Origin of the sequence: Luteimonas sp. FCS-9 (genome assembly GCF_001014645.1) — a bacterium.
Classification (GTDB): Bacteria; Pseudomonadota; Gammaproteobacteria; order Xanthomonadales; family Xanthomonadaceae; genus Luteimonas.
Map to the genome: position 1 here is coordinate 78,211 of NZ_LASZ01000013.1, position 15,643 is coordinate 93,853.

A 15,643-nucleotide genomic window follows, 5' to 3' on the forward strand; every position below is an offset into this window, starting at 1 on the left:
TCACGGCAGCGGCACGCGGTCGAGCAACGCCGTGACCAGGCGTTCGCCGTCCCAGCCCTCGGCGGTCGCCTCGTAACTGGGCAGGATGCGGTGGCGCAACACGTCGGGGGCGACCGCGCGCACGTCGTCGGGCGTAACGAAATCCCGGCCCGCGAGCCAGGCCACGGCACGCGCGCAGCGTTCGAGCGCGATCGAGCCGCGGGGACTGGCGCCCCAGGCGATCCGCGCCGCGAGCGCGGCGTCGTAGCGCGCCGCATCGCGCGAGGCCAGCACCAGTTCCACCAGATAGGTTTCGACCGCCGGCGCCATGTGCAGCGCGAGCACCGCCCGGCGCGCGGCGAACAGCGCCTCGAGCGGCATGCGCTCCACGGCTTCTGGCCGGGCGTCGAGCCGGGCGAGCGCGCGATCGCGGGCCAGTTGCAGGATGCGCGCCTCGGCGCCGGCGTCGGGATAGCCGACGCGGACGTGCATCAGGAACCGGTCGAGCTGCGCCTCGGGCAGCGGGAACGTGCCCTCCTGCTCGATCGGGTTCTGCGTGGCCATCACCAGGAACGGATCGGGCAGCCGGTAGGTCTCGCGGCCGACCGTCACCTGGCGCTCGCCCATCGCCTCGAGCAGCGCCGACTGCACCTTCGCCGGTGCGCGGTTGATCTCGTCTGCGAGCAGCAGCGGATGGAAGATCGGGCCGGCCTGGAACTCGAAGCGGCCGTCCTGCGGGCGCCAGATCTCCGTGCCGGTCAGATCGGCGGGCAGCAGGTCGGGCGTGAACTGCAGCCGCGCGAAATCGGCATCGAGTCGCGAGGCGAGCGCCCGGATCGCGCTGGTCTTGGCCAGCCCCGGCGCGCCTTCGACCAGCAGGTGGCCGTCGGCCAGCAGCGCCACCAGCAACCGGTCGACCAGCGCGGGCTGGCCGACGATCTCCTCGGCCAGCGCCTCGCGCAGCGCGGCGAAGCGCGCCTGCAGATGTCCCGGGTGTTCGACCGCGTGCTCCATCGGGTTCCCTGTGTCCGGCGCCCGTCGCGCCGCCTACAGTGTGACCCGAACCGGGGGGCCGGATTCAACCTCGCACGCCGGCGGCCGTCAGCAGAGGAACAAAAAAAGGGGCCCTGTCGGGCCCCTTTCGTGAATGCTCGCGCCCGGTCAGCCGCCGGCGCGCTGCGCGACGCGCATGACCTTCGGCGTGACGAAGATCAGCAGTTCGGCCTTCTCCTTGTTGCGGCCGCGGCTCTTGAACAGATTGCCGAGGATCGGCAGGTCGCCCAGGAACGGCACCTTCGACAGCGAGGCGCGGTCGCTGAACTCGTACACGCCGCCGATCGCGACCGTCTGGCCGTCGTCGATCAGCACGGCCGTGGTGATATTACGCTTGCTGATCAATGGCACCGAGCCGATGTTCTCGTACTCCACCTCGCCCTGGATCTCGTCCTTCTTGATGTCCATCGCCAGAAACACGCGGCCGTCGTTGGTGATCGTCGGCGTGACCTTGAGCTCGAGCAGCACGTCCTTGAACTGCACCGTCGGCACGCTGTTGCTCTGTCCGCCGGTCACGGTGATGTAGCCCACCTCCTGGCCCTGGCTGATCGTCGCCTCGCGCTGGTTGCTGGTGACGATGCGCGGGTTGGAGATGACCTCGCCGCGCTGCTCCTGCTGCAGTGCCTGCAGCTCGACCGCCCAGTTGATCGTATTGCCCAGAATCGTGAACGCCAGCGACGGGGCGCCGCCGGTGACCGGCAGGTTCACGTTCAGGCCACCCGGCGCGCCGATCGCACCGTCCTCGCCGGACGCGAGGGTGCCTCCGACGATCACCCGATCGTCGATCGCTTCGGCGCTCGAGACGCCGAAGCGCGCGCCCAGGTTGCGCGCGAACGACTCGTTCGCGATCACGATGCGTGCCTCGATCACGACCTGGTCGACCGGCTTGTCCAGCAGGTTCACCAGGCGCCGGATCTCGGTCACGCGTGCCGGGATGTCGATGACCAGCAGCGTGTTCGTGCGACGGTCGAAACTCAGGCTGCCGCGCGAGGACAGGAACCCCCGGTTCTGCGCGGCGCCCTGTCCGCCGGAGGACGTGCCCGACTTGCTCTCCTCGGTCAGCAGCTTGGCGATATCCTCGGCATTGCCGTAGCTGATCGGGATGTACTCGGTGGTCATCTCCGCGCGTTCCTCGATCGCCAGGCGCGCGTCCTCCTTGGCCTGCTCGAACGCAGCGATCTCGCTCTGCGGGGCGACCCAGACCACGTTGCCGCTGCGGCGCTTGTCGAGCGACTTGGCCTGCAGCACGATGTCCAGCGCCTGGTCCCACGGCACGTTCTGCAGGCGCAGCGTCACGTTGCCCGTCACGCTGTCGCTGGCGACGATGTTGAGATCCGACTCATCGGCGATCAGCTGCAGCACCGTGCGCACCGGCACGTCCTGGAAGTTGAACGTCACCGGCCGCCCGCTGTAGGCGCGGACGTCGGCGACGGTCGCCGCGGCCTGGCCCATCGCCGCGGCGGCGGTGGACGCGCCGACAGCCCGGTCGCTCGAGGCGGCGCGCGGGACGATCTCGACGATGTAGTCGCGGCCGCTCTGGTACGCCATCGGCTCGAAGTCGCCGCGCGCGCTGAGCACGACCTGCGCGCCGTTGCCGCCCTGGCGCGCATCGATGCGCTGCACCGGCGTGGCGAAATCGACGACATTGAGCGGGCGCTGCAGCTGCGCGGGCAGCGTCGCGCCGCCCAGATTGATGACCACGTTGCCGTCCTGCGTGCGCAGGTCCGGCGCGGCGCCATCACCGTCGAAGCGCAGGATCAGCTTGCCCGAGCCACCGTCGCCGCGCTTGAAGTCCAGATCGGTCACCGCGACACCGGCCGCCTGCCCGGCGCCAGACGCGGCCTGCAGTACCGGCAACAGCGATGCCGCCGCCGGCTGCGCGGCCTGCACGCCGCCGAATGCTGCCAGCATTCCGATGGCCAGCCCGAACGCCCCGGCCTGCATCGCCGACGTCCGGCCGGCCCGCAGGCTTCCCGCTTTGCTCACGGTCATCTTGCTTTCCCTCATCAATTTTCGTTCAGCGCGAGCGAAGCGGGGCGCTCCAGCCACCCGCCGGCACCATCGGGCACCAGCTCGACGAGCTCGATGCGATTGTCGGTGACCGATGTGACACGGCCATCGTTCTGTCCCAGGTAATTCCCCGGTGCGATGCGGTAGGTCACCTTGTCGGGCGCCAGCACCAGCCCGAGCATCCGCGCGCCGGTGTTCATCGTGCCGACCATCGCCATGCTGTCGAGCGGGAACTGCTCGGTGATCTCCTTGCGCCGGTTCGAATCGGGCCGCAGCCCGCTGCCGCTGTCGGTATCGGTGAACGCGTTGCTGAAGGGATCGCGGATGCCCTGGGCGGAATACTCGAACGTCTCGAACTGCTGCATCACCGGCAGCGGCTCGAGCGGCGGCGCAGGACGCTGCCGCACCTCGTCGATCCAGACCTCCAGATTGGGCGCGTCGCCGGGCTCGCTGGTGATATCGCGCCCACAGCCGGCGACCAGCAGCACGATCACACCCAGCAGCAGGGGCCTGCCCTCAAGGATGATGGCCATCTCAGTGTGCCCCTCCGGCATCCACTGCCATCTGCGCCTGCGCCGCGGTCTCCTCTTCATCGAGGTAACGGTAGGTCTTCACGGTGCCCGACAGCTCGAGGCTGGAATTGGGACCGATCGCAGCGAGGTTGTCGCCGCTGCCTCGTGGTTTGAGCGAGATGTCGTGCATCGTCATGATGACCACGCGCGGCAGCGAGGCGACCCCGCTGACGAACGCGCCGAACTGGTGGTAGGTGCCGACCATGCGCAGCGCGATCGGCTGCTCGGCATAGAACTCGCGCGGCACCTCGGTGCCGGGACGGAACAGGTCGTTCTGGATGCCGGTCGCGATCGCGGTCTGCGAGATGTCGGTGATCAGGTCCGGCATCTCGGTCCGGCTCGGCAACTGGCGCAGCATCTGCTGCAGCTGCTGCTCCATCTGCGCGAGCTGCTGCTTGAGCGGTTCGAGGTTCGCGGCCTTGCCCTGCTTGGTCTCGAAGTCGCTCCGCAGCGTGGCCTCCTGCGCCTCCAGGCTCTCGAGCTCGCTGCCCTTGGGGCGGGTGATCGCCGACCACAGCACGGCGAAGATCACCAACCCCACGACGATGCAGGTGCCGATCCGGTACTCGCGCGGCCAGGCACCGACGTTGTTGAGGTCGAGCTCGCGCAACGACACCTTCTTGCGGCTCACTGGGCGACCTCCTCGGCAGCGGGCTCGGCCACGGCCGGATCGACGGCGCCGGACGCGCCGGCTTCCTTGGCCGCCGGCGTGGACAGTTGGACGTTGAGCGTGAACGCGTACGGCAGCCCCGGCACGCCGTCGCGGGCCTCGATGACCGCCAGCTGCGGGCTGGTCATCCAGCCCGAGCCGTCGAGCGCGCGCATGTAGGTGCTCACGCGCGCGTTCGACTGCGCGCGGCCCTCGAGCGTCAGCTGCTGCCCTTCCTGCTTGAGCGAGGTCAGCAGCACGCCGTCGGGGATCGTGCGCACCAACTGGTCGAACAGGTGGACCATCTGCGAACGGTTGCCCTGCAGTTCCTCGATTACCGCCTTGCGCGCCAGCAGGCGCGCCCGCTGGCGGTCGAGCGCGTCGATCTCGACGATCTCGCGGTCGAGCTCGGCGATCTGCTGCTGCAGGAACGCGTTGCGCTCACGCTGCCCGTCGAGCTGCGCGTTGTAGTACATGTTGACCAGCAGCCACAGCACGATGCCCGCCGCGACGGCGAGCACGGCCATGTACACGAATTCCTTCTGTCGCTGCCGGCGCCGCTCGGCGCGCCACGGCAGCAGGTTGATCCGCGCCATCAGTCGAAGCTCCTGAGCGCGAGTCCGCAGGCGATCATCAGCGCGGGCGCATCCTGGGCCAGTGCCTGCGCCTGCACGCGCGGGCCGAGCGTCATCTGCGCCAGCGGGTTGGCGAGCACGCTCGGCACGCCGAGCTGCTCCTCGACCATCTCGGCCGCGCCCGGGATCGAGGCGCAGCCGCCGGCCAGCACGATGCGGTCGACCCGGTTGAAGTCGCTGCCGGCGTAGAAGAACTGCAGCAGGCGGCTGACCTGCTGGACCATCGCCTCCTTGAACGGCTCGAGCACCTCGACCTCGTAGCTCTCGGGCAGGCCGCCCTGGCGCTTGGCCAGGCCGGCTTCCTCGTAGCTCAGGCCGTAGCGGCGCATGACCTCGTCGGTGAGCTGCTTGCCGCCGAAGACCTGCTCGCGCGAGTACAGGTTGCGTCCGTTGCGCAGCACGCTCAGCGTGGTCATCGTCGCGCCCACGTCCACCAGCGCGACGATGCCGTCGTCCGGCACGCCGAGGGTGTCGGCGATCAGCGCGAAGGCGTTCTCGACCGCGAAGGCCTCGACGTCGATGACCCGGGGCACCAGGCCGCCGAGTTCCAGCGCCGAGGCGCGCAGCTCCACGTTCTCCGAGCGCGAGGCCGCCAGCAGCACCTGCACGGTCTCCGGGCTGCCGGGCGTGGGCCCGAGCACCGCGAAGTCGAGGTTCACTTCCTCGATCGGATAGGGAATGTAGTTGACCGCCTCGAGCTCGATCTGCGACTCGAGTTCGTCGTCGTCGAGCTCGGCGGGCATCGGGATGGTCTTGGTGATCACCGACGAGCCGGCCACGGCGGCCGCCCCGTGACGGGCGCGGGTGCCCGAGCGGGCCACGGCCCGCTGGATCGCCTGGCCGACGGCCTCCGCCTCGACGATCGCCTTCTCGACCACGGCATTGGGCGGCAGCGGCTCGACCGCATAGTGCTCGACCCGATACCGGTTGCCCTGCCGGGACAGTTGCAGCAGCTTGACCGCGGTCGAACTGATGTCGATGCCGACCAGCGGCACGTGGCTTCTTGCGATGAGCCCCACAGAATGCTCCCCTTCGCCACGGACGTATCCACACACGCCGCGTGTCCCGGCGCATTAGATAACGGACTTTCCCGCCGATGGCAACAGCGGCGCGGCCCCGCGCGCGCCTCCGGCCGCCGTCCCCGGGGCGTGCCGGCCGCTCACGGACCGGCCGGCGACGGCGCCCTATACTGGGCGGATGAGAGCCGATCCCGCGTCGCCCCCCCGCCCCCGCCCCCGCCCCTCCCGTTTCCGCCGCCTGCTGCGCTGGGTCCTGATCCTGGGCCTGGCGCTGGCCGTGCTGGGCGCCGTCGCCGCGGGCATCCTGTACACGGCGGTGGCCTCCAAGCTGCCCGACGTGGAGACCCTGCGCGACATCGAGATGCAGGAGCCGATGTACGTCTACGCCCGCGACGGCAAGCTCATCGCGTTGTTCGGCGAGACCCGACGCTACCCGGTCAAGATCGACGACGTGCCCGAGCGCCTGAAACAGGCCTTCCTGGCGACCGAGGACGCGCGCTTCTACGAGCACGGGGGCATCGACTACCGCGGCGTGGCCCGCGCGTTGTGGCTGCTGTTGACGACCGACGACCGCCGCGTCCCGGGCGGATCGACGATCACCCAGCAGGTCGCCCGCCAGTTCTTCCTGAGTTCGGAGTACAGCTTCACCCGCAAGTTCGCCGAGATGCTGCTCGCGCGCAAGATGGAGCAGAACCTCACCAAGGACGAGATCTTCGAGCTCTATCTCAACAAGAGCTTCTTCGGTAACCGCGCCTACGGCGTGGCAGCGGCGGCGGAGTTCTACTACGGCAAGCAGCTCGCCGAGCTCGACCTCGACGAGATGGCCTCGCTGGCGGCGATCCCCAAGTTCCCTTCCAGCGGCAACCCGATCAGCAACCCCGAGCGCGCGCGCGAGCGCCGCGACGTCTACGTGCTGGCGCGGATGCAGGAGCTGGGCTTCATCACGCCGGCCGAATCGGCCGCCGCGCGCGCGGTCGAGATGCACGCCAGCCCCCACGAGCGGCCGATCGAGGCGTACGCGCCGTACGTCGCCGAAATGGTGCGCCTGGAGATGGTCGCCCGCTATGGCGGCGACGTGCTCACGCGCGGCTACCACGTCACCACCACGATCGACCCGACGATGCAGGCGGCCGCTGAACTGGCGGTGCGCAACGGGCTGACGACCTACGACCACCGCCACGGCTGGGTCAAGCCGGCGGAGACCTTCGAGCTGGCGGCCGACGAGGACGCCGCCACCGCCGCGCGCCGGCTGCGCGGCATCGCGCCCCAGGGCGGCCTGCTGCCCGCGATCGTGCTGCGCAGCGGCAACGGCACCGCCGACGTGGTGCTCGCCGACGGCAGTACGGTGACCCTGGACGCGGCCAGCAGCCGCTGGACCGGGCGCAATCCCGGCGCGTTGCTCACGCGCGGCGATCTCACCCGCGTCCGACGGATCGAGACCCCGGCCAAGGTCGCCGCCGATGCCGATGCGGACACCCCGGTGGCGCCGCCCACCGTGACCTGGCAGCTCGACCAGCTGCCGCGCGGCCAGGCCACGCTGGTGTCGCTCGAGCCCGACAACGGCGCGGTCCGCGCGCTGATCGGCGGCTTCAGCTTCGCAGGGAGCAACTTCAACCGCGCGACCCAGTCGCGGCGCCAGCCGGGCTCGAGCTTCAAGCCGTTCATCTTCGCCGCGGCATTCGAGAAGGGCTTCAACCCGGCCTCGATCGTGCCCGACGCCCCGGTTCTGTTCCGGATGCGCCGCGGCCAGGACTGGCGTCCGCAGAACTCCGACGGCCGCTTCATGGGACCGATGCGCCTGCGCGAGGCGCTGGTGCAGTCGCGCAACCTGGTCGCGGTGCGCCTGCTCGACACGATCGGCGTGGACTACGCGCGGCGCTACATCAGCCACTTCGGTTTCGACGAGTCGCAGCTGCCGCCCAACCTGTCGATCGCGCTCGGTACGCCGTCGCTGACTCCGCTCGACGTCACCCGGGGCTACGCGGTGTTCGCCAACGGCGGCTTCAAGGTCAACCCGTGGTTCATCGACGAGGTCCGCGACCGCGAGGGCACGCTGGTGTTCAAGGAGAACCCGGCCCGCGCGTGCCGCGGCTGCGGCAACGACGGCCGCCCGGGCCAGCCCGCCGCGCCCTCGCACGTCATCGACGGTTTCGACCTCGGGCCCGCGTCGGCGCAGCGCACGGTCACCGAGGCGCCCGAACCCGCCGAGCCCGCGCCCGAGCCCGAACCCCGCGCCGACGGCCAGGCACCGGCGATGGCCGAGCGCGCGATCGACGAGCGCGTGGCCTATCAGATGGTCTCGATGATGCGCGACGTCGTGCGCCGCGGTACCGGCACGGCCGCCCGCGTGCTCGAGCGCGAGGACGTCGGCGGCAAGACCGGCTCGACCAACGACCACCGCGACGCCTGGTTCTCCGGCTTCGGCGGCAACCTGGTGACGTCGGTGTGGGTCGGCCGCGACGACAACCGCTCGCTGGGCTACCGCGAGTACGGCGGCCGCGCGGCGCTGCCGATCTGGATCGACTTCATGCGGGTCGCCCTGAACGGCGTGCCCGAGGCCCCGAACGATCCGCCCGAAGGCATGGTGCGCGTCGCCGTCACCGCGAGCGGCCGGCTGATGCCGGTCGGCGCCGAGGGCGGCGGCATCGTCGAGTACGTCAAGGCCGAGGACCTGGAGCGGATGGCGTCCGAAGTCGACCTGCAGATCGACGACGTCCCGACCGAGGAAGCCTTCGACATCTTCTGAACGCCGGCGCGTCCGCAGCCGGCACCGTCCCGTGCGCCGGCTTGACCACCCGGGGCGGAGGCGTAGAGTCGGGGCGGACGATCGACACGGGGGAACACGCATGCATCGCGCACGTCAGCAGCATGCCGGAGCCCGCAGCCGCGAACGCCGCCATCGCCTCGCGCACGAGGCCGCCCGGCTGATGGCCGAAGGCGGCATCCACGACATCCATCAGGCCAGGCTGAAGGCGGCCGGCCGATTGGGCATCCACGACGACGCCTCGCTGCCCCAGGACCAGGAGATCGAGCGGGCCCTGCAGGAGTACCGGCGCCTGTTCTCCTCAGCGTCCCATGCCGATGCGTTGCGGCGCAGCCGGGAGGCCGCGCTGGAGGCGCTCGCGTTCTTCGCCCCGTTCCAGCCGCGGCTGCACGGCGGCGTGCTCGACGGCACCGCCGATGCGCAGGCACCCGTGCAACTGCACCTGCACGGCGACGATGCCGACGCGGTGCAGCGCTTTCTGGTCGACCACCGCATCCCGGCCCAGGCGCGCAGCCGCCGCGTCCGGCTCGACCGCGCCCGCCGGGAGGACTGCCCGACCTGGGCCTTCCATGCCGGCGAGGTGGCCTTCGAACTGACCGTCCTGCCGTCCAACGCACTGCGCCAGGCACCGCTGCGCGCAGACGACGACCGGCCGATGCGACGCGCGTCCGAGGCGCAGTTGCGCCAGCTGCTCGCCCTCGAGCCGCCCCGGCACGACGACGCTTGACCACACATCCCGTTTCTGCGGAATCCGAGCGCGCTTCGCCTGTCCAGACATTTTGAGGCGGGCAAGCAGAGGTTCTTGTTTCAACTACGGAACAGTCACTCCACTTCGGACGGACAGCGGACGTACGCAACCGACTCCGGGTGGAGGCGAGATCGCCCGCTGAAAGAAGTCGCGAGCTTTCGGTCTCAGTGCGTCGTGTTGGTCGGGGATTGCGATAGCGGGCCATGGATGGCCCGCGGCGGCGAGTCAGCCAGGGATGGCTGACCGAGCCGGGGAGCAGTCCCCGGCCGGCGCGGCGCGGGCTCCGGAGAAGAGCGCCATAATCGGGCGCGCAAAGCAGGACTCCCCTGACTTCGACGAAGAACCAAAAAGAAGCCGCGGGAGACCGCGGCTTCCTTTGAACGCAGGGTCGGCGACGCGTCAGCCCTTGCGGTAGTCGCGCACGTCGTAGCCGGTGTAGATCTGCCGCGGACGGCCGATCTTGGCCTCCGGGTCGACCTGCTGCTCGAGCCAGTGCGCCACCCAGCCGGCGGTGCGGCCGATCGCGAACATGACGGTGAACATCTCGGTCGGGATCTTCAGCGCCTTGTAGATGATGCCGCTGTAGAAGTCGACGTTCGGATAGAGCTTGCGCTCGACGAAGTAGTCGTCCTTGAGCGCCGCCTCTTCCAGCTTCATCGCCACGTCCAGCAACGGATCGTCGATGCCCAGCTCGCCGAGCACCTTGTGGGTCATCTCGCGGATGATCTTGGCGCGCGGGTCGAAGTTCTTGTAGACCCGGTGGCCGAAGCCCATCAGGCGGAACGGGTCGTTCTTGTCCTTGGCGCGCAGCACCGCCTTCTCGACGTTCTTCGCATCGCCGATCTCGGCCAGCTGCTTGAGCACCGCCTCGTTGGCGCCGCCGTGGGCCGGACCCCAGAGCGCGGTGATGCCGGCCGCGACCGAGGCGTAGGGGTTGGCGCCGGTCGAGCCGACCAGGCGCACGGTCGAGGTCGACGCGTTCTGCTCGTGATCGGCGTGCAGGATGAACAGCAGGTCCATCGCCTTGGCGACGACCGGGTTGAGCTCGAGCGGCTCGCTCGGCACCTCGAACATCATGTGCAGGAAGCGGTCGACGTAGCCCAGGCTGTTGCGCGGGTAGCGGATCGGCCAGCCGATCGAGTAACGGTACGCGGCGGCCGCGAGCGTGGGCATCTTGGCCAGCAGGCGGATCGCGGCGAGCCGGCGCTGCTCGGGATCCTGCAGGTCGAGCGTGTCGTGGTAGAACGCCGACATCGAAGCCACCGAGGCCGCCAGCATCGCCATCGGATGCGCATCGTGGCGGAAGCCCTGCAGGAAGCTCTTGAGCGACTCGTGCATCATCGTGTGATGCGTGACCTCGTGCTCGAACGTGTCGAACTCCGCCTTGGACGGCAGCTCGCCGTTCATCAGCAGATAGGCCACCTCCAGGAAGCTGGAATGCTCGGCGAGCTGCTCGATCGGGTAGCCGCGGTACAGCAGCACGCCCTGGTCGCCGTCGATGTAGGTGATCGCGGACTTGCAACTGGCGGTAGCGGTGAAGCCGGAATCGTAGGTGAAGCAGCCGGTCTCCTTCGGCAGCTTCGAGATGTCGACGCAGGGATTGCCGAGCGTGCCATGCAGGACGGGCAGCGTCACCGTCTTGCCGGCGGCATCGAGCGTGACCTGTTCGAGCTTGGAATTGGTTTCGGACACTGAAGAAGACTCCTCATTCTCCCGGAACGACGGGCATTCCGGTTGGCGGGCGCGGCGCGTGCCGCAACGCGTCAATTATCGCATAGCCCTCCGGCGCGCGCGGACGGACGGGCATTGCACGAAAGTCGAACACGGCAACGCCCACCGCACCGGAAGATGCGATGGGCGAGGCGCACAAATGCCGACGGCCGCCTGGTGGCGGCCGCCTGCGCAGACGAGCGGGTGCGTCGCCGACGCGACACCCGACCCCGTTACTGCTTCGCGTAGCGCTTGCGGAACTTGTCGACGCGACCGCTGGTGTCGATGATCTTGTTCTGGCCGGTGTAGAACGGATGCGTGGCCGAGGACACTTCGATCTTGATCAGCGGGTATTCGTTGCCGTCGTCCCACTGGATCGATTCCTTCGCGGTGGCCGCGAGGGTCGAGCGGGTGAGGAACTTGAAATCAGAAGTCACGTCCTGGAACACGACTTCGCGGTAATCCGGATGGATGTCGGCCTTCATGGCGGCACCAGTTTGCGCAGGGAAAGAGCGGCATTATAGCCGCCGTCAGGCCGGCCCGGCAAGGGCGACCGCCGGCGTGCCGCGCCCGGCGGTCAGGCCGCCTGCAGCGCGTCGCGGACCAGCGCGTGGAAGCGCACCCGGTCGTAGCGCAGCAGGATCGTCGCGTTGTCCGGCCGGCCGAGCTGTCGCTGCCAGTCCACGATCGTCGCGCCGCGCGCCGGCCCATGGTCGAGCACGACGTCCACCGGCCGCGCCGCAGTCTCCAGCACCCCGTCGGGCGCGAGCACCCACGCCATCGCCAGCGCATCGGCGCTGTGCCAGTCGTCGCCGCGCCGGTCGGCCGACCATTCGCGGGTCTTGCGCGAGATCGCCTCGTAGAACCGGGCGCGCTCGCCGCCGGCCCGCATCCACGCCAGCACCTCGTCGTGCGGCAGGCCGTGGGCGACCGTCGCCTCCCAGTCCGAGAGCTCGAACGCGGGGAACGCGTCGAACACGATCTTCGCCGCCTCGGGATCGAAGTAGACGTTGAACTCCGCGCTCGGGGTGATGTTGCCGTGCCCGGTGACCGCGCCGGCCATCGTCACGAAGCGCGCCACGCGCGAGGGCAGCGTCGGATCGAGCTTGAGCGCGAGCGCGACGTTGGTCAGCGGCCCCAGCGCGACGAGCACCAGGCGGCCGGCATGCACGTGCGAGAGCCGCAGGATCGCCAGCGCGGCATGCTCGTCCTCCACTCCGCGCGCCGCGGCGGCGTAGCCCACATCGCCGAAGCCGTCGTTGCCGTGCACGTAGGCCGCATCGGGCGCGGCGTGCAGCAGCGGCGCGGCGCTGCCTGCGTGGACCGGGACGTCGGGGCGTCCGACGACCTCGCACAGCTTGAGCGCGTTGGCGGTGGTGTGGCGCAGGCCGACGTTGCCGGCCGCGATCGTCAGCCCGACCACCTCGTGCGCGCGGTCGTTGAAGGCGAGCAGCAGGGCCAGGGCGTCGTCGACGCCGGGGTCGGTGTCGATCAGCAGGGGGATGCGGGCGTCCATGCCGCATTATGCCGCGTCCACGCGGCCAGCCGCCGCCGTGCATGCCCGGCGCGGCTCACCGGGCAGCGGCGGTCGCCCGGCTCTGCCGCAGCAGGACCTCGACCCGACGGTTGGGCGCCAGGCAGGCGACCTCGTCGGCCCCGCGTTCGCCCGCGCACGCGACCACCGGTTCGCGGCTGCCGCGTCCTTCGACCGAGATCCGCCCTGCCGGGCCGCCGCGCTGGGCCAGGTGCTCGCGCACGGCCTCGGCGCGCCGCCTCGACAGGGCGTCGTTGGCCGCAGGGCGGCCGATGCGGTCGGCATGCCCCACGATCTCGATCGCCTCCACGCCGTCGAACGCCCCGGCACGCTCGACGAGCGCATCGAGCGTACGCCGGCCCAGCGGCGTCAGCTCGGCGCTGGCGAACGCGAACGTGGTGTCGGCCGACAGCAGCGCGACGCGCTCGCCGCCCGCGTCCGCCGCGCCGCCACCGCCCATGCCCGGTTCCCGCGGGCGCGCCCGCGACGCGCACGTCGCGGGCAGCCAGTGGAGATCGCGGACCGTGCCGGCATCGTCGAAGCGCAGTTTCAGCTGGCAGCGGGCGACCTGCCCGTCCGGTTCGCGGAAGTTGAACAGGTAGTCCCACTCGCGGACGCCGAACACGCCTTCGGCGAAATGCGGCGGGCCGACCAGCGCGTAGAGCTGGTCCTTGCTCAGGCCGGCTGCGAGCGGATGCAGGTCGCCGGGATTGGGATAGGTGCCGCCGTGCCGGGACGCCGACGCGGGATCGGGAAAGCGCGGCGCGTCGTCGGCGCCGCCGGTCGAGGCGCAGGCCGCGAGTCCTGCGGCGAGGACCAGCGTGACGGCGCGGACGGGAAAGCTCGGGATCGGAAGCATGTCGGGTCTCCTCCTTGAAGACGCGTTGCAGGCAGCGGGCCCCGTCCCGAGGGACGGGGCCCCCGCGGTCACCACTGCAGGCCGGCGCCCATCGTGAAGCCGACATCGTTGACGGTGTTGGTCGTGCCGCTGAACTTGTAGACCCAGCGCCCGTTCTCCGAGACCGTCGTGATGCCGACCGCCAGGCCGGCCTCGCGCTCGTAGCCGCTCACCGCCGCCGCGACCATGCTCTTGCCGGGCATGTAGGCCTGCGGCAGGCCCGCGACGGCCATCGCCGCCGCGACGCCGGCGCGGTAGCCACGGTCGATTTCCCAGATGTCGGACTGCATCTGCCCCACACGCATGTCGGTGTAGGCGTTCGCCTCCCCGATCGCGCGGCCGATGCCGGCATTGAGCTGGTTGACGTTGACTGCGTCCGTGCCGGCGGCGCCGGCCCGCACGTTGCGCACCAGCACCTCGCCGCCGCCCTGGTTGAGCGTGACCTGGGTCGTGTTAGGACTGCCGTCGGGATTGGTGTCGTAGCGCACGGTGCCCTGCTCCGACGCCCGCAACTGCGAGACGTTGACCGCGTCGGTGTCCTGGGTGCCGGCCGCGACATTGACGACCTGACGCTCGCTGCCGGCGCTGCCGACCGAGACCGTTCCGGCACGGTCGGCCACCGAGCCCTGGCCCAGCGCGACCGCCCCCTGCGCGGTGGCGGTGACCGTCGCGCCCTGACCGAGCGCCGTGCCCGCAGTCGCCGCGACCGTCGCGCCCTCGCCCACCGCGACCGCTTCGCTCGCCGCCGCCAGCACCGTGGTGTTGGCGCCGACCGCGGTGCTGTTGTCGGCATGCACCTTGGCGTTGCCGCCGATCGCGGTGTCGTGGTCGCCGGCAGCGTAGCTGTCGCCGCCGACCGCCATGCCGTAGCGGCCGCCCTTCGTCGCATTGGTGCCGATCGCCACGCCACGCAGGCCGTCGACGACGGTCGCATCGTCGGTGCCGTCGCGCGGGCCGTCGACGGCGACCAGCGGATCGCGGCCGTCCCCGCCGCTGCCCGGCGGCAGGTTGTCGATGCGGGTGTTGACCTGGGTCAGGCCGGTGTCGAGCGCGGCCAGCGCATCGCCCACCGAGTTGTAGAACGTGCCCTGGACCAGATAGTCGGGCGCGACCAGCCCCCCGAACGGATCGACCGACGCGCCGCCGCCGAAGATCGCCGCGATGCTCGACATGCTCGCGAACATCTGCCCGCCGTTGATCGCCTGCAGGCTGCCGGCCGCGATCTGGCCTGCTGCGAGGTTGTCGATCACCGTGCCGCCGCTGCCGCCCAACGTGATCCGCGACAGGTCAGCGGTGTCGTAGCGCACCGCGAACGCGTCGAGGTCTCCGATCTGGCCCTCGACCGCACGGAGCTGCGCGACGTTGGCCGCGTCGGTGTCGTCGACGCCGTCGGCCACGCCGCTCAGGCGACGCGCATCGCCGTCGACGTTCGCGAAGCTCACCTGGTCGCCGCCGGTCTGCCCGCCGACCGTTACGAGCAACGAGTCCGGATCCTGGCGCACGATGCCTTCGGTACCATCGAGCAGGTTGTTGATCGTCGTGGTGTTGCTCGCCGTCCGCCCGTCGAGGTTGTCGAGCGCCGAGCCGACGTCGCCGAAATCGGCGGTCGTGCCGGTGTCGCTACCGTCGTCGAGCGTGTAGATCGGCCCGGTCACCGCGCCGGTCGTCGGGTCGATCGCCGCCCCGCCGCCGAGCGCGCCGACCACCGGTGCCAGCTGCCCGACGTTGACCGCCTCGTCGGCCGCGACGCCCGCGGCGACGTTGCCGATCGCGGTGCCGTCCGCGCCCGCCAGCGTGACCCGGCCGTAGTCGGGATTGCCGTCGGCATCGGTGTCGTAGCGCACCGCCGTCGCCCCGAGATCGCCGACATCCACGACCAGGTCGTCGAACGCGCCGTCCACCGCGTCGAACGCATCGCCGACGTTGCTGTAGTTGCCGCCTCGGATCACGTAGGTCGGTGCGGAGATCGTGCCGTCGACGTTGACCGTCGCGCCGCCGCCCAGGTGATCGGCGACCGAGCCGGCCACGCCGAACAGCTGCGCGCCGTTGACCGCCTCGGTGCTCGTCGCGCT

At 70.5% G+C, this 15,643-nt stretch carries 13 protein-coding genes; 2 read left to right on the forward strand and 11 right to left on the reverse strand.

Annotated elements, in window-relative coordinates; translation table 11 throughout:
- The 6 genes from WQ56_RS12090 to WQ56_RS12115 form a co-directional block, all read right to left on the reverse strand.
- Complete coding sequence (locus WQ56_RS12090) at positions 1-993, reverse strand: MoxR family ATPase (RefSeq protein WP_047137366.1); 993 nt, start codon at positions 991-993, stop codon at positions 1-3.
- Positions 994-1,140: 147 nt separating this feature from the next.
- Positions 1,141-3,024: a type IV pilus secretin PilQ gene (gene pilQ / locus WQ56_RS12095; protein ID WP_047137367.1), complete on the reverse strand. Its 1,884-nt coding sequence runs from the start codon at positions 3,022-3,024 to the stop codon at positions 1,141-1,143.
- Positions 3,025-3,038: 14 nt separating this feature from the next.
- Positions 3,039-3,575 carry a pilus assembly protein PilP gene (locus WQ56_RS12100; protein WP_047137368.1) on the reverse strand — a complete coding sequence of 179 codons (537 nt, stop codon included), beginning with the start codon at positions 3,573-3,575 and terminating at the stop codon, positions 3,039-3,041.
- 1 nt (position 3,576) lies between these two features.
- Positions 3,577-4,245, reverse strand: a complete 669-nt coding sequence (pilO, locus tag WQ56_RS12105; RefSeq protein WP_047137369.1) for a type 4a pilus biogenesis protein PilO — start codon at positions 4,243-4,245, stop codon at positions 3,577-3,579.
- A complete protein-coding gene (locus WQ56_RS12110; RefSeq protein WP_047137370.1) occupies positions 4,242-4,859 on the reverse strand; it encodes a PilN domain-containing protein in 618 nt (205 codons plus the stop codon). The genes pilO and WQ56_RS12110 overlap by 4 nt, the downstream gene beginning before the upstream one ends.
- A complete protein-coding gene (locus WQ56_RS12115) occupies positions 4,859-5,917 on the reverse strand; it encodes a pilus assembly protein PilM (protein WP_047137371.1) in 1,059 nt (352 codons plus the stop codon). Before WQ56_RS12115 ends, WQ56_RS12110 begins: the two co-directional genes overlap by 1 nt.
- 178 nt (positions 5,918-6,095) lie before the next feature.
- Here WQ56_RS12115 and WQ56_RS12120 point away from each other — a divergent pair, with 178 nt between their 5' ends.
- A complete protein-coding gene (locus WQ56_RS12120; RefSeq protein ID WP_047137372.1) occupies positions 6,096-8,663 on the forward strand; it encodes a penicillin-binding protein 1A in 2,568 nt (855 codons plus the stop codon).
- Positions 8,664-8,763: 100 nt separating this feature from the next.
- Complete coding sequence (locus WQ56_RS12125) at positions 8,764-9,408, forward strand: hypothetical protein (protein ID WP_047137373.1); 645 nt, start codon at positions 8,764-8,766, stop codon at positions 9,406-9,408.
- 420 nt (positions 9,409-9,828) lie between these two features.
- Here the strand turns inward: WQ56_RS12125 and WQ56_RS12130 are convergent, their stop codons facing one another.
- The 5 genes from WQ56_RS12130 to WQ56_RS12150 form a co-directional block, all read right to left on the reverse strand.
- Complete coding sequence (locus WQ56_RS12130) at positions 9,829-11,121, reverse strand: citrate synthase (protein WP_047137374.1); 1,293 nt, start codon at positions 11,119-11,121, stop codon at positions 9,829-9,831.
- A gap of 251 nt (positions 11,122-11,372) precedes the next feature.
- Positions 11,373-11,624 carry a type B 50S ribosomal protein L31 gene (locus WQ56_RS12135; protein ID WP_047137375.1) on the reverse strand — a complete coding sequence of 84 codons (252 nt, stop codon included), beginning with the start codon at positions 11,622-11,624 and terminating at the stop codon, positions 11,373-11,375.
- 92 nt (positions 11,625-11,716) lie between these two features.
- Entirely contained in the window at positions 11,717-12,655 is a 939-nt protein-coding gene (locus WQ56_RS12140) for a nucleoside hydrolase (protein ID WP_047137376.1), read from the reverse strand.
- 55 nt (positions 12,656-12,710) lie between these two features.
- Positions 12,711-13,532 (reverse strand): OmpA family protein, encoded by an 822-nt coding sequence (locus WQ56_RS12145; RefSeq protein WP_047137377.1) that lies wholly within the window; start codon positions 13,530-13,532, stop codon positions 12,711-12,713.
- A gap of 68 nt (positions 13,533-13,600) precedes the next feature.
- A partial coding sequence (locus WQ56_RS12150; protein ID WP_047137378.1) for a YadA-like family protein occupies positions 13,601-15,643 on the reverse strand: 2,043 nt, incomplete at its 5' end.